Origin of the sequence: Streptomyces sp. S.PB5, from assembly GCF_030403745.1 — a bacterium.
In the GTDB taxonomy this organism is placed as follows: Bacteria; Actinomycetota; Actinomycetes; order Streptomycetales; family Streptomycetaceae; genus Streptomyces.
Map to the genome: position 1 here is coordinate 828822 of NZ_JAQMWP010000001.1, position 22937 is coordinate 851758.

Annotated in this window: 21 protein-coding genes; 9 read left to right on the plus strand and 12 right to left on the minus strand. The window is 70.8% G+C overall.

The features are described from left to right. Positions 1–270: 270 nt before the first annotated feature. Positions 271–1164, minus strand: coding sequence for a sugar kinase (locus PH203_RS03755; protein WP_289916632.1), 894 nt, complete (start codon positions 1162–1164; stop codon positions 271–273). Between the two features lie 401 nt (positions 1165–1565). Then, positions 1566–2474, minus strand: coding sequence for a pseudouridine-5'-phosphate glycosidase (locus tag PH203_RS03760; RefSeq protein WP_289915994.1), 909 nt, complete (start codon positions 2472–2474; stop codon positions 1566–1568). 99 nt (positions 2475–2573) lie between these two features. Between PH203_RS03760 and PH203_RS03765 the strand changes: the two genes are divergently transcribed. Further along, positions 2574–3002, plus strand: coding sequence for a VOC family protein (locus PH203_RS03765; RefSeq protein ID WP_289915996.1), 429 nt, complete (start codon positions 2574–2576; stop codon positions 3000–3002). 53 nt (positions 3003–3055) lie between these two features. Here the strand turns inward: PH203_RS03765 and fdhA are convergent, their stop codons facing one another. The 3 genes from fdhA to PH203_RS03780 form a co-directional block, all read right to left on the minus strand. Then, entirely contained in the window at positions 3056–4288 is a 1233-nt protein-coding gene (gene fdhA, locus PH203_RS03770; protein ID WP_289915999.1) for a formaldehyde dehydrogenase, glutathione-independent, read from the minus strand. 144 nt (positions 4289–4432) lie between these two features. Further along, positions 4433–4987 carry a methylated-DNA--[protein]-cysteine S-methyltransferase gene (locus PH203_RS03775; RefSeq protein ID WP_289916001.1) on the minus strand — a complete coding sequence of 185 codons (555 nt, stop codon included), beginning with the start codon at positions 4985–4987 and terminating at the stop codon, positions 4433–4435. Between the two features lie 56 nt (positions 4988–5043). Next, positions 5044–5916: a glycerophosphodiester phosphodiesterase family protein gene (locus PH203_RS03780; RefSeq protein WP_289916004.1), complete on the minus strand. Its 873-nt coding sequence runs from the start codon at positions 5914–5916 to the stop codon at positions 5044–5046. Between the two features lie 291 nt (positions 5917–6207). On the opposite strand from PH203_RS03780, the gene PH203_RS03785 reads away from it, so the two are divergent. The 7 genes from PH203_RS03785 (at position 6208) to PH203_RS03815 (ending at position 14933) form a co-directional block, all read left to right on the plus strand. Then, positions 6208–7077: an MHYT domain-containing protein gene (locus PH203_RS03785; protein ID WP_289916006.1), complete on the plus strand. Its 870-nt coding sequence runs from the start codon at positions 6208–6210 to the stop codon at positions 7075–7077. Positions 7078–7117: 40 nt separating this feature from the next. Next, on the plus strand, positions 7118–9256 hold the full coding sequence (uvrB, locus tag PH203_RS03790) for an excinuclease ABC subunit UvrB (RefSeq protein WP_289916008.1): 2139 nt from the start codon (positions 7118–7120) through the stop codon (positions 9254–9256). A gap of 151 nt (positions 9257–9407) precedes the next feature. Beyond that, positions 9408–9986 carry a TerD family protein gene (locus PH203_RS03795; RefSeq protein WP_289916009.1) on the plus strand — a complete coding sequence of 193 codons (579 nt, stop codon included), beginning with the start codon at positions 9408–9410 and terminating at the stop codon, positions 9984–9986. 49 nt (positions 9987–10035) lie between these two features. Further along, complete coding sequence (locus tag PH203_RS03800; protein ID WP_289916012.1) at positions 10036–12084, plus strand: TerD family protein; 2049 nt, start codon at positions 10036–10038, stop codon at positions 12082–12084. 243 nt (positions 12085–12327) lie between these two features. Continuing rightward, complete coding sequence (locus tag PH203_RS03805) at positions 12328–13329, plus strand: TerC/Alx family metal homeostasis membrane protein (RefSeq protein ID WP_289916014.1); 1002 nt, start codon at positions 12328–12330, stop codon at positions 13327–13329. 129 nt (positions 13330–13458) lie between these two features. Next, positions 13459–13761 (plus strand): hypothetical protein, encoded by a 303-nt coding sequence (locus PH203_RS03810; protein WP_289916016.1) that lies wholly within the window; start codon positions 13459–13461, stop codon positions 13759–13761. 71 nt (positions 13762–13832) lie between these two features. Further along, positions 13833–14933 (plus strand): ionic transporter y4hA, encoded by a 1101-nt coding sequence (locus tag PH203_RS03815; RefSeq protein WP_289916018.1) that lies wholly within the window; start codon positions 13833–13835, stop codon positions 14931–14933. Positions 14934–14994: 61 nt separating this feature from the next. On the opposite strand, the gene PH203_RS03820 is transcribed toward PH203_RS03815, so the two are convergent. Together PH203_RS03820 and PH203_RS03825 are read right to left on the minus strand one after the other, a co-directional pair. Further along, positions 14995–16302, minus strand: a complete 1308-nt coding sequence (locus PH203_RS03820) for an MFS transporter (RefSeq protein WP_289916020.1) — start codon at positions 16300–16302, stop codon at positions 14995–14997. Positions 16303–16353: 51 nt separating this feature from the next. Further along, a complete protein-coding gene (locus PH203_RS03825) occupies positions 16354–17400 on the minus strand; it encodes a S66 peptidase family protein (protein ID WP_289916022.1) in 1047 nt (348 codons plus the stop codon). Positions 17401–17503: 103 nt separating this feature from the next. Between PH203_RS03825 and aroQ the strand changes: the two genes are divergently transcribed. Further along, positions 17504–17977: a type II 3-dehydroquinate dehydratase gene (gene aroQ / locus PH203_RS03830; RefSeq protein ID WP_289916023.1), complete on the plus strand. Its 474-nt coding sequence runs from the start codon at positions 17504–17506 to the stop codon at positions 17975–17977. A gap of 34 nt (positions 17978–18011) precedes the next feature. On the opposite strand, the gene PH203_RS03835 is transcribed toward aroQ, so the two are convergent. From PH203_RS03835 to PH203_RS03855, 5 genes are all read right to left on the minus strand, one after another. Further along, on the minus strand, positions 18012–18740 hold the full coding sequence (locus PH203_RS03835) for an amino acid ABC transporter ATP-binding protein (RefSeq protein ID WP_289916635.1): 729 nt from the start codon (positions 18738–18740) through the stop codon (positions 18012–18014). Between the two features lie 68 nt (positions 18741–18808). Continuing rightward, on the minus strand, positions 18809–19705 hold the full coding sequence (locus PH203_RS03840) for an amino acid ABC transporter permease (protein WP_289916024.1): 897 nt from the start codon (positions 19703–19705) through the stop codon (positions 18809–18811). Continuing rightward, positions 19702–20589 carry an ABC transporter substrate-binding protein gene (locus PH203_RS03845; RefSeq protein ID WP_289916026.1) on the minus strand — a complete coding sequence of 296 codons (888 nt, stop codon included), beginning with the start codon at positions 20587–20589 and terminating at the stop codon, positions 19702–19704. Before PH203_RS03845 ends, PH203_RS03840 begins: the two co-directional genes overlap by 4 nt. 370 nt (positions 20590–20959) lie before the next feature. Further along, the gene (locus PH203_RS03850; RefSeq protein ID WP_289916027.1) at positions 20960–21616 is read right to left on the minus strand and encodes an MBL fold metallo-hydrolase; all 657 of its coding nucleotides are present in this window, start codon (positions 21614–21616) and stop codon (positions 20960–20962) included. Positions 21617–22243: 627 nt separating this feature from the next. After that, positions 22244–22930, minus strand: coding sequence for a maleylpyruvate isomerase family mycothiol-dependent enzyme (locus PH203_RS03855; protein ID WP_289916028.1), 687 nt, complete (start codon positions 22928–22930; stop codon positions 22244–22246). Between the last annotated feature and the right edge of the window lie 7 nt (positions 22931–22937).

The following is a 22937-nucleotide window of genomic DNA, read 5'->3' on the forward strand; positions in this document are numbered from 1 at the left end:
CCGAGCGGACGTCGGAGTTTGGGCGATGACGTGGGCCTAGTGGGTGTAGAGGGCCGGGCCGATGACGTGGGCCTAGTGGGTGTAGAGGGCCGGGCCGATGACGTGGGCCGGGCGGATGCCGAGGGCCGGGAGTCGGGAGGGGCTGGAAGCTGCGGTGCCCGGTGACAGGCAGGTCGGCTGGATACCGCAGTCGGTTCGCCGGGTGCCGGGGCATCGGCGTGACGAGTGTCGGGACACCGTTCCGCCGTGGATCGCCGCCCCGGCACCCCCTCAACTCGGCATGGCAGGCGGTCTGCCGCCCACCCGCTCCACCGCCATCGCCCCCGCCCGGCATCCCTCCCGCGCAGCCTCCTCGGGATCGGCGCCCGTGAGGAGGCTGGCGAGGAACGCCCCCGTGAAGGCGTCGCCGGCGCCCGTGGTGTCCCTGGGCGTCGCCGGCACGGCCGGGACGTGAGCGAGCACGCTGCCCGAGCGGGCCACGAGCGCGCCGTCGGCCCCCTGCTTGGCGACGACCAGCGGAAACTGCCGGCTCAGTTTGGCCGCCGCGTCCGCCGCGTCGGGCAGCCCCGTCAGCAGACTCGCCTCGTCACGGCTGGGCAGCAGCACATCGATCCCGTCCGTCAGCGACAGGAAACGGTCCACGCCGAGCCGCACGAGGAACCCGGCCGACGCCGGATCCAGGCTCACCGGCACACCACGCGCGCGTGCCGCTGCGAGGGCCGCCCTCACCAGCGCACGGCTCGGCTCCGAGAACAGCAGGTATCCCGACAGGTGCAGCCGGGCCACACCGTCGAGCAGTGCGTCCGACCAGTCCTCCGGGGCGAACCGCAACGACGCACCGCTGTCCGTGACCAACGTCCGCTCGGCAGCGGCACCCGTGTCGACGAGACAGATCACCGTCCCGGTCGGGGCCTCCGCATCGACCACGAGAAGCGGCCGTACCCCGCAGGCCGCCAGCTCCCGCTCATGCCACTCGACCGCCTCCGCCCCGACCCGGCCGAGCATCCGGACCTCGGCCTCGCCCCAACGAGCCGCCCAACAGGCCACGTTGGCACCCGCCCCACCCGGCAACGTCCGAATCGCCGCGGCCGTATCGGTACCGGCGGCGAGCGGCCCCCGATGTCGGGCGACGACGTCCGTGATGACGTCCCCGACGACAAGCAGCGCACCCCCACGAACGGCTTCGCTCCGCGGATGACCGGGCCCAGCGCCGTCCGAGACCGGATCGCCCGGCGTCCGCCCGGCCCCTGCCCCGCCCGGGCCGGCTTCGCTCTGCGGATGACGGGGCCCGGTGCCGCCTGGGACCGCCTCGCTCCCGGCGTGACTTGGCTCGGCACCCTCCGGGACCGGATCGCCCGGCGCCCGCCCGGCCCCTGCCCCATCCGGGCCGGTTTCGCCCCGTGGATGACAGAACCCGCCACCACCCGAGACCGCTTCGCCCCGCCCGCGGCCGAGCCTTGCCCCAGAGCCCGCAGCCGCCTCAGATCCCGCAGCCACCCCACCGCCCGCGGCCACTACGCCCCCCGAACCCGCCGCTCCCGCTCCTGCTCGCGCCCCCGCCCCGTTCACGCCCCGGCCCAGGCCGCCGCGATCCGTCCCGCCAGTCGTACGTTGCCCCGTACCGCCGCCAGGTTGGCGCTCAGGGACGCCCCGTCGGTGTGCTGGACGAGGAAGGACAGGAGGAACGGCGTGACGCCCTGGCCGGTGACGCCCGCGTCCTCGGCGGCGCGCAGGGCGTCGGCGAGCACGCGCGCGTGGAGGTCCGGGTCCAGCTGCTCGGCCTCGGGCACCGGGTTGGCGACGATCAGGGCCGATTCGGGGCCGTTCACCGCGTCCTGAGCCCGCATCACCTCCGCCACCTGCCGCGGGGAGTCGAGCGTCCAGTCCACCGGATGCCCCGAGTCCGACAGGTAGAAGCCGGGGAAGCGGTCCGTGCCGTACCCGGCGACCGCGACGCCCAGCGTCTCCAGCCGCTGCAGGGTCGCCGGCACGTCGAGGATCGACTTCACGCCCGCGCAGACCACGGTGATCCGTGTCCGGGCGAGCAGCCCCAGGTCGGCCGACTCGTCCTGCGTCACCGTCCACTCCCGGTGCACCCCGCCGAGCCCGCCGGTGGCGAACACCCGTACGCCCGCCAGCGCCGCCAGCTGTGCGGTGGCCGACACCGTGGTCGCCCCGCTCACCCCGGCGGCCACCGCGAGCGGCAGATCACGGTGACCCAGCTTGCGGATCCCCTCCTCGTTGGCGACCCGCTCCAACTGCTCCTTGTCCAGGCCGACATGAGGACGCCCGTCCAGCACCGCGATGGTCGCTGGCACGGCGCCCTCCTGCCGTACGACGTCCTCCAGCTCCAGCGCCACCTGCAGGTTCCGCGGCCGCGGCAACCCATGCGCGATGATCGTGGACTCCAAGGCCACCACGGGTTGACGCGCGTCAACCGCCTCGCGCACTTCCTCCGACAACACCAGCACCACGCGCCTGCCTCCTGTCGATCGGTCCTCCCTCATCTCTGGCGGGCGGCGCCCCCGGCCAAACCCTTGCGGGCTGTGGGCGACACCACCAGCCTGGGGAACATGACGGACAACACGACACGTCTCGACCATGTCGTCCTCTGGGTACAGGACCCGGTGGCGTCGGCCGACTTCTACGAGAAGGCGGTCGGCATGGAACCCCTGAGGATCACCGACTTCGCCGCAGGCGCGGTGCCCTTCCCCTCCGTACGGCTCAACGACGAGACCGTCTTCGATCTCATGCCGCTCACCATGGTGGAACGCATGAAGATGGTCCCCGGCGCCGCCGACAGCGCGGGCCACCCGGTCAACCACATCTGCCTGGCCCTGCCCGGCGACGACTTCCAGGCACTCCGCGTCCGTCTGGAGGAACGCTCGGTCCCCGTCTCGGACTTCTCCTACGACTCCTTCGGGGCCCGCGGAATGGCCCGCCGCAGCTTCTACTTCCGCGACCCCGACGGGAACGTCTTCGAGGCCCGCCACTACGACTAGCGCGGCTCGGGCACGGTGAGAGGGCCACGCGCGCGTGGCCCTCTCCACGGACGTCAGACCGGCCGTACGCCGCTGAGTGCCCCATGCGGGTCGAGCACGTACTTGCGGCTGGCGCCCTGGTCGAACTCGGCGTAGCCGCGCGGTGCGTCCTCGATGCCGATCACGGTCGCGTTGACCGCCTTGGCGATGTGCACGCGCTCGTGCAGGATCGCCCGCATCAGACTGTGGTGGTACTTCATCACCGGGCACTGTCCGGTGGTGAAGCGGTGGCTCTTGGCCCACCCGAGCCCGAGCCGCACCTTCAGCGTCCCGGACTTCGCGTCCTCGTCGATCCCGCCGGGGTCGTCCGTGACGTAGAGGCCGGGAATGCCGAGGGCGCCGCCCGCGCGCGTGATGCCCATCAGCGAGTTGAGGACCGTCGCGGGTGCCTCAGGGGCGTCCGGGCCGTGGGCCCGGGCCTCGAAGCCGACCGCGTCGACCGCGGTGTCCACCTCGGGCTCTCCGAGGATCTGTGCGATCTGCTCGTCCACGCTGCCGCGCGAGACGTCGACGGTCTCACAGCCGAAGCTGCGCGCCTGGGCGAGCCGCTCGGCGTTGAGGTCGCCGACGATGACGACCGCGGCGCCCAGCAGCTGCGCGGACGCGGCCGCCGCCAGACCCACGGGCCCGGCACCGGCGATGTACACCGTCGAACCGACGCCCGCGCCCGAGCTCACCACGCCGTGGAAGCCGGTCGGGAAGATGTCCGACAGCATGGTCAGGTCGAGCAGCTTCGCCCGTGCCTGGTCCCGGTCCGGGAACTTCAGCAGGTTGAAGTCCGCGTACGGCACCATGGCGTACTCGGCCTGGCCGCCGACCCAGCCGCCCATGTCGACATACCCGTAAGCCGCCCCGGGCCGTGCCGGGTTGACGTTCAGACAGATGCCGGTCTTGCGTTCCTTGCAGTTGCGGCATCGCCCGCAGGCGATGTTGAACGGTACGGAGACGATGTCGCCGACGTCGAGGGTCTCGACGTCCGGTCCCCGTTCGACGACCTCTCCGGTGATCTCGTGTCCGAGGACCAGTCCCTCGGGCGCGGTCGTCCGCCCGCGCACCATGTGCTGGTCACTGCCGCAGATGTTGGTGGCGAGCACCTTGAGGATCACACCGTGCCGGCACTTGCGGCCGACGTTCTCCGGTGCGACCCCCGGCCCGTCCTGGAGCTCGAGCGTCGGGAAGTCGATGGTCCTGACCTCCACCGCGCCCGGCTTGAGATACGCGACTGCCCTGTTTCCGGTTCCGCTCATGCGTGATCGCCGTCCCTTCGGCTCCGAAGTCTTCGGATGCCAGTGGCTGTGCGCATGGCGGAGTCTGCTACCGCGTCGGCCTTCCGGCCAGCCGTCGCGCGCGGACCGAATCAGCGGTTTCCCCGGGCCCGGTTCGGCGGCCTCTCAGAAGAGCGGCTCGGGCAGTACCCCCTCCAGGGCGAGCAGCTTCCGCTTGGTCTCCAGGCCGCCCCCGAACCCGCCGATCCCGCCGTCGCTCTCCACGACCCGGTGGCAGGGCACGACCACCGGCAGCGGATTGGCCCCCATCGCCGCGCCCACCGCCTGGGCCGCGCCGGGCTGGCCGACCCGCCCGGCCAGATCGCCGTAGCCGACGACCGAGCCGTACGGCACCCCGGACGCCAGCTCGCGCAGCACCTCACGGTTGAAGCCGGAGATCAGCGACCAGTCCAGCGGCAGCTCGAAGTCATGCCGCTCGCCCGCGAAGTACGCCTCGATCTGGCGTATCGCCTCGCTCAGCAGTGCGGAGCCGGGCGCCTCGACGGGCTCGGTGCCCAGCCGGGACGCCAGCCGCTCCAGGGTCCTGTCGCGCACCGCGTCGGTGGCGTGGAAGACGACATTGACCAGGCCGTCGCGGGTCGCGGCCAGCAGCAGGGGGCCGATGCCGGTGCCGACGACGGCCCACACGACCTGCTGCTCGTACTGCCCATGGCTGTCCATGCCGCCCACCGTACGACCCGCCACTGACAACGCCCCGCCGGACGGACCTCAGGCCGTCACGACCCGCCCACCGCGTCCCGCACCACGTCCGGCTTGTTCGTGATGATGCCGTCGACCCCGTACCGGACGACCCGTCGGGCGGCCGTGGCGTCGTTCACGGTCCAGGTGAAGACCTCCAGCGGCTTGCCGTGCGCGCCCGTGAAGGCGTGGACGGCGGAGACATAGCCGGTGGAGATCGTGCTGTGCGAGGGGTTGATCTGGTCGGTGAAGCCCGCGTAGACGGGCAGGTCCGCCACGTTCGGAGTGCCGAGGATGCCGGTCTTCACGGCGGGCTTCAGCTGGTGGACGGTCCGCACGCTGTCCGCGCTGAAGCTCTGCACGACCAGTTTCGAGCCGTGCTGCTGGTCCAGCCACCCCTCGTTGGCGAGGACCTTGAGGGTCTGCTGCTCGATGCCCGGATACAGGGCGGGGTTCTTGATCTCCAGCAGCAGCTTCTGGTGGTTGCGCTCGACACGGTGCAGATACCGCTCGAGCGTCGGCACGCGCGCGCCCGCGTACGCGGGGCCGAACCAGCTCCCCGCGTCGAGGAGCGCGATCTCGGCCGCGGTGAAGTCCTTCACCTTCCAGGGGGCCCGGCCGGGGAAGATCTGTTCGACGTCGGTGGTGCGCTGCAGATTGTCGTCGTGGATCACGACGAGCCTGCCGTCCTTGGTGCGCTGGACGTCGTTCTCGACCCAGTCGATGCCCAGCGCGGCCGCCCTGTCGACGGCGGCCAGGGTGTTCTCCGGGGCGTACGCGGAGGCGCCCCGGTGCGCGAGGACCGTCGGCGGCCCGCCGTCCTCGACGGCCCGGACGTCGGAGGCGGGGCACAAGAGGGAGGCGGCCCCCAGGAGCGCGGTGGTCGTGGCGGCAATTGAGCGCGCGTGCATGCGTACTCCTTGCGTCGAGCGATCACGTACAGCTCAACTGTGACAGCAGAGGGTCAACAGCAGAGGAGTACAGAATGGCCACAGATTGAATGGAGTTGCCCAACTCCGCTCACTGGTGCCGCACAACTGCGGCAAGGGCGTGGCAACGGCGTGTTTCTTTGCCGGAAAATCGTTCGACCATTCCGGTGGGGGTCATACTCTCTGCCTCACCCCTGACCGCTCGGGCGGTCCTGGGAGCGGGCGTATTTCAGCACATTCCGGGACGCAAGAAGGCGGGAAGGACAGCCGCGCATGCAAGGCACGGTCGACGGATTCAGCTACGGACTCGTCACACCGCTGGTGGCTTACCTCATGGCTTGCCTGGGAGGTGCCCTCGGCCTGCGCTGCACCACCCGGTCCATGCTGGTCTCGAACTCCTGGAGACCCGGCTGGCTCGCCCTCGGCTCCGCGGCGATCGGCTCCGGAATATGGACCATGCACTTCATCGCGATGATGGGGTTCACGGTCAAGGGCGCACCGATCCGCTACGACGTGCCGACGACATTCGCGAGCCTCGGCGTCGCCATCGTCATGGTGGGCATCGGGATCTTCATAGTCGGCTACCGGGGCGCGAGCGGAACGGCACTGTTCACCGGCGGCACCATCACCGGCCTGGGCGTTGCCTCCATGCACTATCTGGGCATGGCCGGAATGCGCCTCAACGGGAATCTGGAGTACAACACCCTCACCGTCGCCGCCTCCGTCGTCATAGCGATGTGCGCCGCCACCGCCGCCCTCTGGGCGGCCGGCCAGGTCAGAGGCTTCCTGTGGAGCGTGGGCGCCAGCCTTGTCATGGGGCTCGCCGTCAGCGGTATGCACTACACCGGCATGGCCGCCCTCAGCGTCCATCTGCACGGCAGCGCCGGAGCCCCCTCCGCGGGCGACTCGCCCGCCGAACTGCTCGCGCCCATGATGGTCGGCCCGCTGGCCTTCCTGCTGCTCGCCGGCGTCGTGGTGATGTTCGACCCGCTGATGGTCATGGGCAAGCCCGCCTTGAATCCCGTCGAGCACAAGCCCGGCATCCCGGCCCACCCGGACGCCCCGCACTCCGCCCGCCGCCCCTCGGTCCGCACCCGCCGGGGCGTCGGCCACCGCCGCTCGCGAACCCCGCAGAACCGCTGATCCGACCGCGTTGTCAGTGGGGGGTCGTACGGTGGACTCCATGCGGCCCGTTTCCCACATCGAACGCACGGTGGCGCCTTTCGAGGTCGTCAGCCCCTACCAGCCCAGCGGCGACCAGCCGGCGGCCATCGCCGACCTGGCCAAGCGCATCGAGGCCGGTGAGAAGGACGTCGTCCTCCTCGGCGCGACCGGCACCGGCAAGTCCGCCACCACCGCGTGGATGATCGAGAAGCTCCAGCGCCCCACCCTGGTGATGGCCCCGAACAAGACCCTGGCCGCCCAGCTGGCGAACGAGTTCCGTGAGCTGCTGCCGAACAATGCGGTCGAATACTTCGTCTCGTACTACGACTACTACCAGCCCGAGGCGTACGTCCCGCAGTCGGACACCTACATCGAGAAGGACTCCTCGATCAACGAGGAGGTCGAGCGGCTGCGCCACTCCGCCACCAACTCGCTGCTCACCCGCCGCGACGTCGTCGTGGTCGCCTCGGTCTCCTGCATCTACGGCCTCGGCACACCCCAGGAGTACGTGGACCGCATGGTCCCCCTGAGGGTCGGCGACGAGATCGACCGCGACCAGCTGCTGCGCCGCTTCGTGGACATCCAGTACACGCGCAACGACCTGGCCTTCACCAGGGGCACCTTCCGGGTCCGCGGCGACACCATCGAGATCTTCCCGGTCTACGAGGAGCTCGCCGTCCGCATCGAGATGTTCGGCGACGAGATCGAGGCCCTGTCCACCCTCCACCCGCTCACCGGCGAGATCATCAGCGACGACCAGCAGCTGTACGTCTTCCCGGCCTCGCACTATGTCGCTGGCCCCGAGCGCCTGGAGCGGGCCGCCAACGACATCGAGAAGGAGCTGGGCGAGCGCCTCGCCGAGCTGGAGAAGCAGGGCAAGCTCCTGGAGGCTCAGCGTCTGCGGATGCGAACGACGTACGACCTTGAGATGCTCCGCCAGATCGGCTCCTGCTCCGGCGTCGAGAACTACTCGATGCACTTCGACGGCCGTGAGCCCGGCTCCCCGCCGAACACCCTGCTCGACTACTTCCCGGACGACTTCCTGCTCGTCATCGACGAGTCGCATGTCACCGTCCCGCAGATCGGTGCCATGTACGAGGGCGACGCCTCCCGCAAGCGCACCCTCGTCGACCACGGCTTCCGGCTGCCCTCCGCCCTCGACAACCGTCCCCTGAAGTGGGAGGAGTTCCAGGAGCGGATCGGACAGACCGTCTATCTGTCCGCGACACCGGGCAACTACGAGCTCTCCCGCGGGGACGGTGTCGTCGAGCAGATCATCCGCCCGACGGGCCTCATCGACCCGGAGGTCGTGGTCAAGCCCACCGAGGGCCAGATCGACGACCTGGTGCACGAGATCCGCACCCGCACCGAGAAGGACGAGCGCGTCCTGGTCACCACGCTCACCAAGAAGATGGCCGAGGACCTCACCGACTACTTCCTGGAACTCGGCATCCAGGTCCGCTACCTGCACAGCGACGTCGACACCCTGCGCCGCGTCGAACTGCTGCGTGAACTGCGCTCCGGCGAGTTCGACGTCCTGGTCGGCATCAACCTCCTGCGCGAGGGCCTCGACCTGCCCGAGGTCTCCCTGGTGGCGATCCTCGACGCCGACAAGGAGGGCTTCCTGCGCTCCGGCACCTCCCTGATCCAGACCATCGGCCGCGCGGCGCGCAATGTCTCCGGCCAGGTCCACATGTACGCCGACAAGATCACCCCGGCGATGGAGCGGGCCATCGACGAGACCAACCGCCGCCGGGAGAAGCAGGTCGCGTACAACACGGCGCACGGCATCGACCCCCAGCCGCTCCGCAAGAAGATCAATGACATCGTGGCGCAGATCGCCCGCGAGGACATCGACACCGAGCAGCTGCTGGGCTCCGGCTACCGCAAGCAGACGGACGGCAAGGGCGCGAAGGCCCCCGTGCCCGCCCTCGGCGGCAAGGCGGCCAAGAGCGCCAAGGGAGCCAAGGGCAAGGCCGCGGAGGCCGTGCCCAGCGACCGGCCCGCGGCCGAGCTCGCCCAGCAGATCGAAGAGATGACCGAGCGCATGCGCGCCGCCGCCGCGGACCTCCAGTTCGAGATCGCGGCCCGGCTGCGCGACGAGGTCTCCGAGATGAAGAAGGAACTGCGCCAGATGAGGGAGGCAGGCCTGGCCTGACCGGCCCGCGAGCCCGATGCGACTGCGCTGTGTTGCAAGACCGACACAAAGTGCGGACCTGGGTAGCGGCACTGTCAGTGCCCCTGCGTAGGGTTCTGGTCAACCGCGGATTCCGCGGTAACAGGGGACAGTTCGAGAGGGGAATCAGCGCGTGACCGTCAACATGACCAAGGGTCAGGCCATCAGTCTGCAGAAGAACGACGGCGGCAGCCTGACTTCGGTGCGCATGGGTCTCGGCTGGCAGGCGGCTCCCCGTCGCGGCCTGTTCGGCTCGCGTACCCGGGAGATCGACCTCGACGCCTCCGCAGTGCTGTTCGCGGACAAGCAGCCGGTCGACGTCGTCTTCTTCCGTCACCTGGTGAGCGACGACGGCTCGGTGCGCCACACCGGCGACAACCTCGTCGGCGGTGTCGGTCAGGGCGGCGACGACGAGGCGATCCTCGTCGACCTGGCACGCATCCCGGTCCACATCGACCAGATCGTCTTCACCGTGAACTCCTTCACGGGCCAGACCTTCCAGGAGGTGCAGAACGCGTTCTGCCGTCTGGTCGACGAGACCAACGGCCAGGAGCTGGCCCGCTACACGCTCGCGGGCGGCGGCGCCTACACGGCCCAGATCATGGCGAAGGTGCACCGCAACGGCCCGGGCTGGACGATGACGGCCCTCGGCACCCCGGCCAACGGCCGGACCTTCCAGGACCTGATGCCGGCGATCCTGCCGCACCTGTAGGCGGCGGCGCGGCACCGGACACCGAACAGCGACACAGGGGGACGAAGGCATGACGGCCGAGCTGGTGCGGGGGCAGAACCACCCGCTCTCCCAGGCCCGTCTCGAGATCCGGGTCTCGGCCGGCAAGCCGATCGTGGCCGGGGCGACGCTGAGCGACGAGCACGGCAAGATCCATGGCGTGGAGTGGGTGGCCCACCCGGGCACACCCACCCTGCCGGGCCTGGAGGTCTCCCGGCAGGCCGCGGCCGACCACCGCCTCGCCGTGGACCTGGGCGCCGTGCCGGAGGCCGTGCACCGGGTCAGTGTGCTGCTCGCCCTGCCCGCCGGAGTGGGCGGCCCGGTCCGCTTCGGCGGGCTCGCCGCTCCCTTCGTGGCGGTCACCGGTCTCGACGGCACCGAGGTCGCCAGCTACACCGTCACCGGCCTGGAGGCCGAGTCCGCGGTCGTCGCCCTGGAGCTCTACCGCCGCCAGGGCGCCTGGAAGGTGCGCGCCGTCGGCCAGGGATACGCCGGTGGCCTCGCCGAACTCCTGGCCGACCAGGGTCTGCCGGAGGCCCACCGGCTCGCCGGCTCCATCAATGACGCCGTGGCCCAGGGCATGGCCCGCTCCGTCCCCGCCCCGCCGCGCACGACCGACGGCGACCGCACCCGGCAGACGGCCGCACCGGCGCTCGGCCCCGACCAGGGCGGTCCGGCACCCCAGGGCGCCGTACCACCGCAACCGCCCACGTCCCCTTACGGCACGCCGCCCGGCCAGCCCGCAGATCCTTACGGTGCTCAGGCCCCCGGTCAGCCGCCGCCCCCGTACGGCCCCCAGGCCTCCCCGGACTCCTCCGTGGCCGGCCAGCCGTCCACGCCCTCGACGCCCACCGCGGGCGGCCCGATCGACTACAGCCACCCGCGTCGGCAGACCACGGCCCCGCCGCCGCCCCCGCCGACCGCGCCTCCGGCCCAGCCCGGGCAGCCCCAGCAGCCCGTCGCGGGGGACGCGACCGGCTGGTCCATGGACGAGCGGCTCTACAACCAGGTGTGGGGCATGTTCGAGGACCTCGCCCGCACCGCGGCCGCGTACCGCAGCGCCGTCGACTTCGCCGACTCCCGGATGGAGAAGGAGCTCGACCAGGTCCTGTCCGACCCGCGCAGCCGGATCGGCGGCCAGGGCGACGCCGCGCGCGAGGCGGCCCGCGCCAAGCACACCCAGCTCGTCGAGCAGGCCCAGGCGGTCTTCGACCGGGACCTCGCCCAGCTCCGCGCCGAGTCCGAGGTCGTCGAACCCGCGCTGCCGCCGGCGTACGCCCGCTGGGACAACCCCGTCTGGCACGGCTACCGGGTGCCGATGGAGATACCGATGGCCGTGCGCCTCGGCGACCTGCACCTCCCCGAGGCCCCGGCACTGAGCATCCCGATGCTGGTCAGGCTGCCCCTGGAGCGCGGGCTGTGGATCGACAGCGGTCGGGGCGGCTCGCTCGACGGCTCGTTCACCGACGCCCACGAGGTGAAGCGGCTGGCCATGGACACCGCGGTGGCCGTCGCGGCCCGGCTGCTCGCCGTCTATCCGGCGCGCGAGTTCACCGTGCATGTGATCGACCCGGCGGGTTCGGGCGGGCAGGCGCTGGTGCCGCTGGTGCAGAGCGGCGTGCTCGCGGCTCCGCCCGCGGTCGGCGCGGCCGGGGTGACGGATGTCCTCGCCCGGCTCACCCAGCGGGTGGACCTGGTGCAGATGGCGGTGCGGGGCGGCGCGCCCGACTCGCTCCCGCCCGGCTTCGACACCTCCGAGCAGCTGCTGATCGTCAACGACTTCCCGCACGGCTTCGACGACCGGGCCGTGACTCAGCTGCGCTACCTCGCCGACGAGGGCCCGGCGGTCGGTGTGCATCTGATGATGGTCGCGGACCGCGAGGAGGCCTCCGCGTACGGCCCGTTGCTCGACCCGCTGTGGCGTTCGCTGATGCGCATCACCCCGGTGCCCGACGACCACCTCGCCGACCCCTGGGTGGGTCACGCCTGGACGTACGAGCCCTCACTCGTGCCGTCGGGCAGCCAAGTGCTCCAGCAGGTTCTCCATCAGGTGGCGGCAGCTCGTACCAAGTACTCGTAAAGTCGCCTGACCAGGCACTTTGACCTTTATTTTGCCAATCACTTTACCGTTCCTTGGTGATTGGGGTACGGTGGTTCCCACGGAGGGGAGTACTCCCTGTCGATGCGGCGTTCCCGTCAATACGGATCGGGCCATTCGGATCAGGCCTGAATCCCGGGGCGTCGGCCCACCTTGGGTGGAAGAGACCTCCGGCAGCGCGACGACGCTGGTTATTTGCCGTTACGTAATGCCGGAGGCGTATCAGTGGATGTTTCCGTGACCCTGTGGGTCCTTACGGTCGTGGGCCTCGCCGCCCTGATCGCGGTCGATTTCTTCATCGGCCGCAAGCCGCACGACGTGTCCATCAAGGAAGCCGGGATCTGGACGGTCGTCTGGATCGCCCTGGCCGGCCTCTTCGGGCTCGGCCTGCTCGTCTTCGGCGGCGGCCAGGCCGGCGGAGAGTTCTTCGCGGGCTTCATCACCGAGAAGTCGCTCAGCGTCGACAACCTCTTCGTCTTCGTCCTGATCATGGCGAAGTTCGCGGTCCCGTCGCAGTACCAGCAGCGGGTCCTGCTCGTCGGTGTCCTCATAGCCCTGGTCCTGCGGGCGATCTTCATCGCCGCGGGTGCCGCCATCCTCGCCAGCTTCGCGTGGGTCTTCTACATCTTCGGCGCCTTCCTGATCTGGACCGCCTGGAAGCTCATCCAGGAGGCCCGGGCCGACGAGGAGGACGAGGAGTTCGAGGAGAACAAGCTCCTCAAGGCCGCTGAGCGCCGCTTCGGTGTCGCCGACCGCTACCACGGCACCAAGCTGTGGATCGAGGAGAACGGCAAGCGGGTCATGACCCCGATGCTGGTCGTCATGCTCGCGATCGGCACCACCGACGTGCTCTTCGCCCTCGACTCCATCCCCGCGATCTTCGGCCTGACCCAGGACCCGTACATCGTCTTCACCGCCAACGCGTTCGCGCTGATGGGTCTGCGCCAGCTGTACTTCCTCATCGGCGGTCTGCTGAAGAAGCTCGTCCACCTCAGCTACGGCCTGTCGATCATCCTCGGCTTCATCGGCGTCAAGCTGGTGCTGCACGCGCTGCACGAGTCCGGTGTCCACGTCCCGGAGATCTCCATCCCGGTCTCCCTCGGCGTGATCTGCTCGGTCCTGATCGTCACCACGATCACCAGCCTCCGTGCCTCCAAGAAGCAGGCGGCGGCCGAGGCGGCGCAGGCGCAGAGCGATGGCGCTCCGAAGGACAGCATCGACGCCTGACCACGTCGGACGTAGGAACAACCAGCACCGGGAGCGCCCCGCGGCGAATTGCCGCGCACCGCTCCCGGTGCTTGCTTTGTTCTGAGCGCGTTCCCCGGCCAGGGGGCGCCATGGTCGGCGGAGGCAGCCATGAGGTTCGTGCAGATCATCGACTTCGAGACCGAGCGGATCGACGAGATGGAGCAGCTGATCGAGGACGCCAGGCAGAGCCTGGCGGGCCGGGAGGGCGGCCCCAGCCACCGCATCCTCCTCAAGGACCGCGACACCCCCGGACGCTATCTCGCCGTGATCGAGTTCGAGTCGTACGAGGAGGCCATGCGCAACAACGAGCGGCCCGAGACGGGCAAGATGGCGGAGCAGCTGACCGCGCTGTGTACCCGTGAGCCCCGCTTCCTCAACTGCGACCTGCTGGACTCGCGCGAACTGAAGTAGCCCGCGCCCCTGGTGAAGAGGCCCTGCGGCGCCGAAATGCGGGGCCTCCGCACCTTTGCGACCATCGCTGCATGATCACTCGGCTCAGGGCGCTCACCACCCAGTGGACGGTCCTGGTGCCGGCGCTCGCGGTCGTGCTCCTGGCGTTCACCTGGGGGCGCGACCTGCCGGGCGCGATCGTCGCCCTGGTGACCCTGGTCCTGGCGGGCGCCGTCCTGGCCGCCGTGCACCACGCCGAGGTGGTCGCCCACCGGGTCGGCGAACCCTTCGGCTCCCTCGTCCTGGCCGTGGCCGTCACCGTCATCGAGGTCGCCCTCATCGTCACCCTCATGGCCGACGGCGGCAGCAAGGGCTCCACCCTCGCCCGGGACACCGTCTTCGCGGCCGTGATGATCACCTGCAACGGCATCGTCGGCCTCTGCCTCCTGGTCGCCTCGCTGCGCCACGGCATCGCCGTCTTCAACCCCGAGGGCACCGGCGCCGCCCTCGCGACGGTCGCCACCCTGGCCACGCTCAGCCTGGTCCTGCCGACGTTCACCACGAGCAAGCCGGGCCCGGAGTTCTCCGGCGTCCAGCTGACCTTCGCCGCGCTCTCCTCGCTGATCCTGTACGGCCTGTTCGTGGCGACCCAGACCGTACGGCACCGCGACTACTTCCTCCCCATCACCCGCCAGGGCGAGGTCGTCACCGTCGACGACCACGCCGACGCACCGACCGCCCGCACCGCCCTGATCAGCCTCGGGCTGCTGGGCCTGGCCCTGATCGGCGTGGTCGGCCTGGCCAAGGGCGTGTCGCCCACCATCGAGTCCGGAGTGGAGGCCGCCGGACTTCCCCATGCCGTCGTCGGCGTGATCATCGCCCTGCTGGTGCTGCTCCCCGAGACCATCGCCGCGCTGCGCTCCGCCCGCCGTGACCGGGTGCAGACCAGCCTCAACCTCGCGCTCGGCTCGGCGATGGCCAGCATCGGCCTGACCATCCCCGCGGTCGCCCTGGCCTCCATCTGGCTCGACGGCCCGCTCGTCCTCGGCCTCGGTGCCACGCACATGGTGCTGCTCGCCCTGACCGTGGTGGTCAGCTCCCTGACGGTGGTGCCGGGCCGGGCGACGCCGCTCCAGGGCGGCGTACATCTGGTGCTGTTCGCGGCCTATCTGGAGCTGGCGATCAATCCGTAGACCGACGCGTGATTCGGGCCGTGGACCGACGCGTGACTCGATCCACGGACCGGCCCGCGCCTCAGTCCATGACCGGTGCCGCCGCGGCGGTCAGCGGCACCGGACGTGTCTCCGGCAGCAGCGCGAAGCACCCCAGGCTCAGCAGCGCGATCCCCGTCAGATACGCCCCCACACCCCATGGCACCCGGCCGCCCTGCTCGGCCAGCGCGGTCGCCACGATCGGCGTGAGCGCGCCCCCGAGGACCCCGCCGAGGTTGTAGCCGACCGCGGCACCCGTGCAGCGCACCCGCGGCTCGTACAGCTCCGGCAGATACGCGGCGATCACCGCGAACATCGTGATGAACGCCAGCATCGCGCCCAGGAACCCGAGGAACATCAGCAGCGGTTCCCCGGTCGCGAGCAGCGCGACCATCGGGAACATCCACAGGGCCGCCGCCGTGCACCCGGCCAGGCACAGCGGCCGCCGCCCGTAGCGGTCGCCGAGCAGCGCCACGACCGGCGTGAGCGAGCCTTTCACCAGCACCGCGGCCATGATGCAGGCCAGCATGACCGTACGCCTCACCCCGAGCCGCTCCGTCGCATAGGCGAGGGACCAGGTCGTGACGGCGTAGAAGATCGCGTACCCGATCGCGAGGCCCCCTGCCGTCAGCAGGACGAGCCGCCAGTGGTCGCGCACCACTTCGGCGAGCGGCACGCGCGCGTGGTCGTCGATCTCCAGGAAGCTCGGGCTCTCGGCGAGCGACGACCGCAGCCACAGCCCCGCCACGGCCAGCACCCCCGCCGCCCAGAACGGCACCCGCCAGCCCCACGCGGCGAACTGGGCCTCGGTCAGTGACGCCGACAGCACGAGCATCACCCCGTTGGCGAGCAGAAAGCCCACCGCCGGCCCGATCTGCGGAAAGCTCGCCCACAACGCCCGCCGCTCGGGCGGCGCGTGCTCCGCGGTCAGCAGCACGGCCCCGCCCCACTCCCCGCCGAGCCCGAGGCCCTGCAGGAACCGCAGCACGAGCAGCAGCAGGGGAGCGGCCACCCCGATCGAGCCGTACGCCGGCACACAGCCGACCGCCACCGTGGCACCGCCGGTCAGCAGCAGTGACAGCACGAGGACCGGCCGCCGTCCGCGCCGGTCCCCGATGTGCCCGAACAGGACCGAACCCAGCGGTCGCGCCACGAACCCCACCCCGAAGGTGGCGAAGGCGGCCAGCGTCCCCGCCAGCGGCGAGAAGGTGGGGAAGAACAGCGGCCCCAGGACCAGGGCCGCCGCGGTCCCGTAGACGAAGAAGTCGTAGAACTCGATGGCCGTCCCGGCGAGCGAGGCGGCCGCGAGCCGCGGCATGGAGGGCGTCTTCACGGTGCGTACGTCGTGCATGCCGCGTCAACTACCCACAGTGATCGCGGGTTACGGGGGCGTGCGGGCGCGTCAGTAGGTGACCGTGATGCGCCGGGCGGGACCGTCGACGCGCACGAGACCGCCGTAGGGGATGACCAGTTGGGGATCGGTGTGGCCGAAGTCCACATCGAAGACGATGGTGGTGTCGGGGGCATACATTCGCATCGCGCGCAGCACCGCCTCGCGCTGCTCGGCCGCGTAACGGGCGGCCTCCTCCGGGCTGTTGGGCCGCTCGAAGGACCAGGTCTTCGCGCGCGCCATCAGCAGCGCGGAGAAGCGCCGGAGCAGGCCGCGCTCGCCCATGTTGCGCAGGGTGCGGAAGACCTCTGTGCCGCCGGGCAGTTCCTCGGAGGTCTCCAGGAGCAGTACGCCGCCGTCGTACTCGCTGAGGTCGTGCGCGATCTCGCGGTCGGCCATCAGCAGCCAGGACACGATCTCCAGGCAGCCGCCCCAGGTCCGGCCCTCGATCACACGGTCGGCGTTCAGCCACGTCCAGCCGGTGCCGGGCCTGCTCTGCGGCTCCGTCTCGAAGGCCGCCGGGTCCGCCCAGTCGCGGTCGACGTCGTTCCAGCGGTCGGCGGGCCGCAGTTCGTACTCGCCGGAGGTGAACAGCGCGGCCCGCAGGGAGTCGGCGGTCCGCGGGTGCATGGCGCCGGGGCGCCCCAGCTCGACCATGACGCTCGCGCCGTGGTAGCCGACGATCCCCGCGTTGCGCAGAAACATCAGCAGGTTCGTGTTGTCGCTCGTCCCGAAGAACGGCTTCGGGTTCGCCCGGAGCAACTCCCGGTCCAGATACGGCAGCACGGTGATCTGGTCGTCGCCGCCGATCGACGCGATGACCGCCTTGACGGCCGGGTCGGCGAAGGCGGCGTGGACGTCGTCGGCCCGCTCCTGCGGGGTCGTGCCCATCTTGCGGGTCGTCGGGTACTCGACCGGGACGAGACCGTAGTCCCCACGCAGCCGCTCCAGGCCCAGTTCGAAGGGGTGCGGGAAGAGCTCGGGCAGACCGGCACCGGCCGAGATGACGGCCACACGGTCGCCGGGGGAGGGCTTGGGCGGGTACGAGATCGTCGTCATCCGTGGAGGGTACGGGCCTCCGCCCGTCCGGCGCACCGTGATAAACCGGGTCCGAGCAGCGGTCCTGAACAGATCGCGCATCCGCTACCGGACCGGAGGAACCGTGCCCCGCACCCTGGCCAACGCCCCGATCATGATCCTCAACGGCCCCAACCTGAACCTGCTGGGGCAGCGCCAGCCGGAGATCTACGGTTCCGACACCCTCGCCGACGTCGAGGCCCTGTGCGCCAAGACCGCGGCCGCACACGGCGGCACGGTCGACTTCCGGCAGTCCAACCACGAGGGCGAGCTGGTCGACTGGATCCACGAGGCACGGCTGAACCACTGCGGGATCGTCATCAACCCGGGCGCCTACTCGCACACGTCAGTCGCGATTCTGGACGCACTCAACACCTGCGACGGACTGCCGGTCCTGGAGGTCCACATCTCCAACATCCACCAGCGCGAGTCCTTCCGGCACCACTCCTACGTCTCCCTGCGCGCCGACGGTGTCATCGCGGGCTGTGGCGTGCAGGGATACGCGTTCGGCGTGGAGCGGGTCGCGGCGCTGGCAGGTGCGGGACAGGCGGAGGCCTGAGGGCGGTAATGACCGCCCTCCTGGCGGGCGCCTGTTACAGGCGTCCCGCCTCCACGATCCGTCGCAGGAAGCGCTGCGTGCGCTCCTGCTGCGGATCACCGAAGATCTGCTCGGCCGTCCCGCGCTCCAGGACGACACCTCCGTCCAGAAAACAGACCTGGTCGGCGACGTCCCGCGCGAAGCCCATCTCGTGCGTCGCGAGCACCATGGTCATGCCCTCGTCCTTGAGGTCGCGGACGACGGTGAGGACTTCCCCCACGAGCTCCGGGTCGAGCGCGGCGGTGATCTCGTCGAGGAGCAACAGCCGGGGCCGTACGGCCAGCGCGCGCACGATCGCCACCCGCTGCTGCTGGCCGCCGCTCAGCCGGTCCGGGTACTCGCCCGCCTTCCCGCCGAGCCCGAGCCGCTCCAGCAGCTCCCTGCCGCGCTCCTCGGCCTCCGCCCGGGACACCCCGTGCACCCGGCGCGGGGCGAGCGTGATGTTCTCCAGCACGGTCATGTGCGGGAAGAGGTTGTACGCCTGGAAGACCACGCCGATACGGCGGCGTACCGCGTCCTGGTCGACCCGCGGGTCGGTGATCTCCTCACCGTCCAGCCAGATCGCCCCGTCGTCGATCTCCTCCAGGAGGTTCGCGCAGCGCAGCAGCGTGGACTTGCCGGAGCCGGAGGCGCCGATCAGCGCGGTCACCGTGTGCGGGGCGACCTCCAGGTCGACGTCCCGCAGGACGACCGAGCCGCCGAAGGTCTTGCGCACGGACTCCATACGCAGCACGGCGGACGTACCGGGGGAGTCGGGGGTGCCGGGGGTGCCGGGGATGTCCGGGGTGTCGCTCACGTTGTGCCTCCCTGGGCCCGCTGACGGTCCATCCGGGCCGTCACCCAGTCCGTGAACCGGGTCATCGGGATGGTCAGCGCGACGAAGACCAGACCCGCGACGATGTACGGCGTGTAGTTGAGGCTGCGGCCCACGATGATGTCGGCGGCCCGTACGGCGTCCACCGCACCGCCGATCGACACCAGACCGGTGTCCTTCTGCAGGGACACCAGGTCGTTCAGGAGCGGCGGCACCTGGCGGCGTACCGCCTGGGGCAGCACCACGTGGCGCAGCGCCTGGCGGTTGGACAGGCCCAGCGAGCGGGCCGCGGCGCGCTGCGAGGGGTGGACGGACTCGATGCCGGCGCGGAACACCTCGGCCACGTACGCCGAGTACGTCAGGGTCAGCGCCGTGCCGCCGAGCAGTACCGGGTCCACGGTCACGCCCTGGAGCCGCAGCGCCGGGACGCCGAGGACGACGATCATCAAGTTGATGATGAGCGGAAGGCCCCGGAAGAAGTCCGTGTAGGCGGCCGCCAGCACCCGCAGCGGGAAGAACACCGGGCCGCGCAGGGTCCGCGCGATCGCGATGAGCATGCCGAGGACCAGTACGGCCACGCCGCAGATCAGCAGCAGCCGGAGGTTGAGCCACAACCCTTCGAGCACCTTGGGGAACGCCTCGCGCGCGTACTCCCCGTTGAAGAAGGTCTCCTTGGTGCGCGGCCAGCCCGGCGCGTTGACGACGACCAGGTACAGGACGACGGCCGTGACGAGGGTCGACAGCGCGGCGATCGCCGTGGCACGGCGGGAGCGGGCACGCTTGTGGCGCTCCCGCTCCAGCCGGCGCCGCGAAGGCGTGTACGAGTCACCCGAGTCCGGCGTCTGCGCGCCGGACTCGTCCTTCGTGAGCGTCACTTGAGCACCGGGGCGTCGACGGCGTCCGACAGCCACTGCTGCTCGATCTTCGCCAGGGTGCCGTTCTCGCGGAGGGTGTCGACCGCGCCGGTCACGCAGGAGGTGAGCGCGCTGCCCTTGTCGAGGACGAGGCCGAACTGCTCGGGCGTACCGCCCTTGTTCTCGAACTGGCCGACGATCTTCGCGTCGGTCACCTCGGCCGCGGTGATGTAGAAGGCGGTGGGCAGGTCGACGACGATGGCGTCCACCTGGCCGTTCTTCAGGGCGGACTTGGCCTGGTCGTTCTTGGCGTAGGCGGCGGCCTGCTGCGTCGGCTTCACTACGTCCTCGATGTAGTCGAGGCTGGTCGTGCCGACCTGGGCGCCCAGCTTGAGGCCCTTCAGGTCCGCGATGCTCGTCGCCTTGGCGGCCTTGGTGTCCTTCAGCGCGATGACGGCCTGGCGGACGTCGTAGTAGCCGGACGAGAAGTCGACGGCCTTCTTGCGCTCGTCGCTGATCGACACCTGGTTGATGTCGAAGTCGAAGGTCTTCTCACCGGGCGCGAACGCCTTGTTGAAGGGGACGCTCTGCCAGACGACCGCGCTCTTGTCGTAGCCGAGCTGCTCGGCCACGGCGTAGGCGACCGCGGACTCGAAGCCCTCGCCGCCTGCGGGCTTGTCGTCCTTGAACCACGGCTCGTACGCGGGCTCGTCGGTGGCGATCGTCAGCTTGCCGGAGGTCTTGGTGGCCAGCTTGCCCTTGGCGCACGCGGTACCGGACGAAGAACCCGAGGGCTTGGCCGCCGAGTCCTCCTCCGGCTGCGGGGCACAGCCGACGGCGGTGGCGAGCAGGGTTATGGTCACGGCGGCGACAGCGCGGTGCAGTGCGCGAGGGGCGAGGTGCATGGCGGGAGATTGACAGCAGCTCGCCCCGTTTGTCGAGGTCACGTCGGCTTTTGTCCGCATACTGGGAACGGGTGTTGCGTTTTTGTGAACGTTCCCTGTGCACATCGCCGGGGCCGCCGGTCGAGGGCGGGGATCGGAAGACCGGCGGCCCGTACCGCGCAGGAGCCGTCTTCCTGTGCGGGGCTACCACCAGTTGACCGCGCAACCATGTACGCGGGGAGCGTGCGCATGGCTCCGGCGCGTGCGAACGGTTCACACGGGGCGCGTGCGAAGGAGTGCGCGCCGGGGGCGTGAAGATACGGCGCGTGAAGGGGTGTTGTGCGCCCCGGCGGCTCGCCACCAGTGCTTCACGCCCCGTCGTTCACGTCGTTCACCACCCGCGCGCGTGCCACTCCGGGAGCTGCGGGCGCTCCGAGTCGAGGGTCGTGTCGTTGCCGTGGCCCGGGTAGACCCAGGTCTCGTCGGGGAGGACGTCGAAGATCTTCGTCTCCACGTCGTGGATGAGGCTCGCGAACGCCTCGGGGTCCTTGCGGGTGTTGCCCACGCCGCCGGGGAACAGGCAGTCACCGGTGAACACATGGGGGTGGCCGTGCGGGTCGTCGTAGACGAGCGCGATCGAACCCGGCGTGTGCCCGACCAGATGGCGCGCGGTCAGCTCCACGTGCCCCACCCGGATGGTGTCGCCGTCGTCGACGAGGACGTCGGTCGGCACGGGGATGCCGTCCGCGTCCTCCCGGCCCGCGTACGTACGGGCGCCGGTGGCCTCGACGACCCGGGCGAGGGCCTGCCAGTGGTCGCCGTGCTGATGCGTGGTGACGACGGACGCGATGCCGTCGTCGCCGATCATGCCGATCAGCGTCTCCGCGTCGTTGGCCGCGTCGATCAGCAGCTGCTCGTCCGTGGCCCGGCAGCGCAGCAGATAGGCGTTGTTGTCCATCGGGCCGACCGCGATCTTGGTGATCATCAGGTCCTTGAGCTCATGCACGTCCGCCGGGCCACCGACGGTCACCTGTCCGCTGTACGTCATGGCGGCAGCCTATAGCGGGGCGGACCGGAGGGGGCTGCCGCGGGGGCGGGCGGTGGCGACGGCGGGGGCTGAGGCGGGCGCTCCTGAGGTGCCGGGCCGTGGCGGCGGGGCGGGGGAGGCCTGCCGGGGTCCCGGGCGGTGGTGTCGGCGGGGTCGGGCTGCCTAGGTGCCGGGCTGTGGTGACGGGGCGGGGCTCCTGAGGTGCCGGGCCGTGGCGTTGGGACGGGGAGGGCTGCCGCGGTCCCGGGCGGTGGCGTCGGGACGGGGCAGGGCTGCCGGGACGTCCGACCTGACGGTCACCACATCCACGGGCGGCCGTCCGGCTCGACGGCTACCTGGCCCGACAGCCGACTGGTCCGACGGCAACCCGGTCCGGCGGCCCCCGGCCCGACCATCACCTGGCTCTGCGATCCCCGGTCCGACAGTCGCCCGGCCAGGTGGCCACCCGGTCGCGCCGCCTGGACCGACGGTCCCATGCCCAACGGCCACCTGGCTCGGCAGCCGCCCGGCCAGGCAACCCCTCAGCCCGACAGCCACCCAGCTCCACGTCGCCCCACCCCCGCAGCCCCCTACCGCGCCCCCGCCGTGACCACCCCCGCAGCCGTTCGCCGCCCCCGGCGCCCGTCCCTACAGAGGCGGCAGCTCCGGCAGCTGTCCCCCCTCCACCCGTAGCCCCGCCCCGTCCCGGCGTCCCGTGAGCCAGCCGAGCAGGTCGGCGGGGGAGCCGGTCAGTGTGACCACGATCGGCTCTGCCACCCGGCCCGTGGTCCACGTGCGGGTGTCGTCCGTGAGCCGGGTCGGTGGTACGTCGGGGTGGCCGGTGAAGCGGCCGGCGAGGAACTCGATCTCCCGTTCCGTGAATTCCTCGGGGAGGTCCTCCAGCTCGTACCCGATCCCGAGGTCCACGTGATGCAGCTCCACCTCCGTCCAGCGCCGGAACGGCACCGTGGAAGCCGAGTCGGTGACCCCGTTGCGCAGCTGCACGATCCGCGACCAGTCGGCCGGGACGGCCCCCGTCGCCTGGAGGCGGGCGGCGCTGTCGCGGACGTCCGCGAGGTGGATGTCGAGAGGACGCGGGGCGTCCCGGGCGATGTCGGCGTCCCGGGCCTCCCCGGAGACGTACATGGGCCGGCCCTCCAGGACGTTCATGAGGGCGTCCGCGTTGCGGGCGAGATGGGCGAGGACGTGACCGCGGGTCCACCCGGGGAGCCGTGACGGCTCGGCCACCGACGCGTTGTCCAGTTTGGCGGCTGCGGTGAGCAGCCGCTCCGTCGCGTCACGTACAGACGCCAGGTCATGCGCGTGATCAATCATGCTGCTG

Excerpts from the sequence above, each read along its gene's own strand:
- PH203_RS03780 (WP_289916004.1), bottom strand. The coding sequence starts at position 5,916 with ATGCACGCGCGCTCAATTGCCGCCACGACCACCGCGCTCCTGGGGGCC.
- PH203_RS03845 (WP_289916026.1), bottom strand. The coding sequence starts at position 20,589 with ATGCACCTCGCCCCTCGCGCACTGCACCGCGCTGTCGCCGCCGTGACC.
- PH203_RS03800 (WP_289916012.1), top strand. The coding sequence starts at position 10,036 with ATGACGGCCGAGCTGGTGCGGGGGCAGAACCACCCGCTCTCCCAGGCC.
- PH203_RS03850 (WP_289916027.1), bottom strand. The coding sequence starts at position 21,616 with ATGACGTACAGCGGACAGGTGACCGTCGGTGGCCCGGCGGACGTGCAT.
- PH203_RS03825 (WP_289916022.1), bottom strand. The coding sequence starts at position 17,400 with ATGACGACGATCTCGTACCCGCCCAAGCCCTCCCCCGGCGACCGTGTG.
- PH203_RS03765 (WP_289915996.1), top strand. The coding sequence starts at position 2,574 with ATGACGGACAACACGACACGTCTCGACCATGTCGTCCTCTGGGTACAG.
- PH203_RS03775 (WP_289916001.1), bottom strand. The coding sequence starts at position 4,987 with ATGGACAGCCATGGGCAGTACGAGCAGCAGGTCGTGTGGGCCGTCGTC.
- PH203_RS03785 (WP_289916006.1), top strand. The coding sequence starts at position 6,208 with ATGCAAGGCACGGTCGACGGATTCAGCTACGGACTCGTCACACCGCTG.
- PH203_RS03835 (WP_289916635.1), bottom strand. The coding sequence starts at position 18,740 with ATGGAGTCCGTGCGCAAGACCTTCGGCGGCTCGGTCGTCCTGCGGGAC.
- PH203_RS03815 (WP_289916018.1), top strand. The coding sequence starts at position 13,833 with ATGATCACTCGGCTCAGGGCGCTCACCACCCAGTGGACGGTCCTGGTG.
- PH203_RS03820 (WP_289916020.1), bottom strand. The coding sequence starts at position 16,302 with ATGCACGACGTACGCACCGTGAAGACGCCCTCCATGCCGCGGCTCGCG.
- uvrB (WP_289916008.1), top strand. The coding sequence starts at position 7,118 with ATGCGGCCCGTTTCCCACATCGAACGCACGGTGGCGCCTTTCGAGGTC.
- fdhA (WP_289915999.1), bottom strand. The coding sequence starts at position 4,288 with ATGAGCGGAACCGGAAACAGGGCAGTCGCGTATCTCAAGCCGGGCGCG.
- PH203_RS03855 (WP_289916028.1), bottom strand. The coding sequence starts at position 22,930 with ATGATTGATCACGCGCATGACCTGGCGTCTGTACGTGACGCGACGGAG.
- PH203_RS03810 (WP_289916016.1), top strand. The coding sequence starts at position 13,459 with ATGAGGTTCGTGCAGATCATCGACTTCGAGACCGAGCGGATCGACGAG.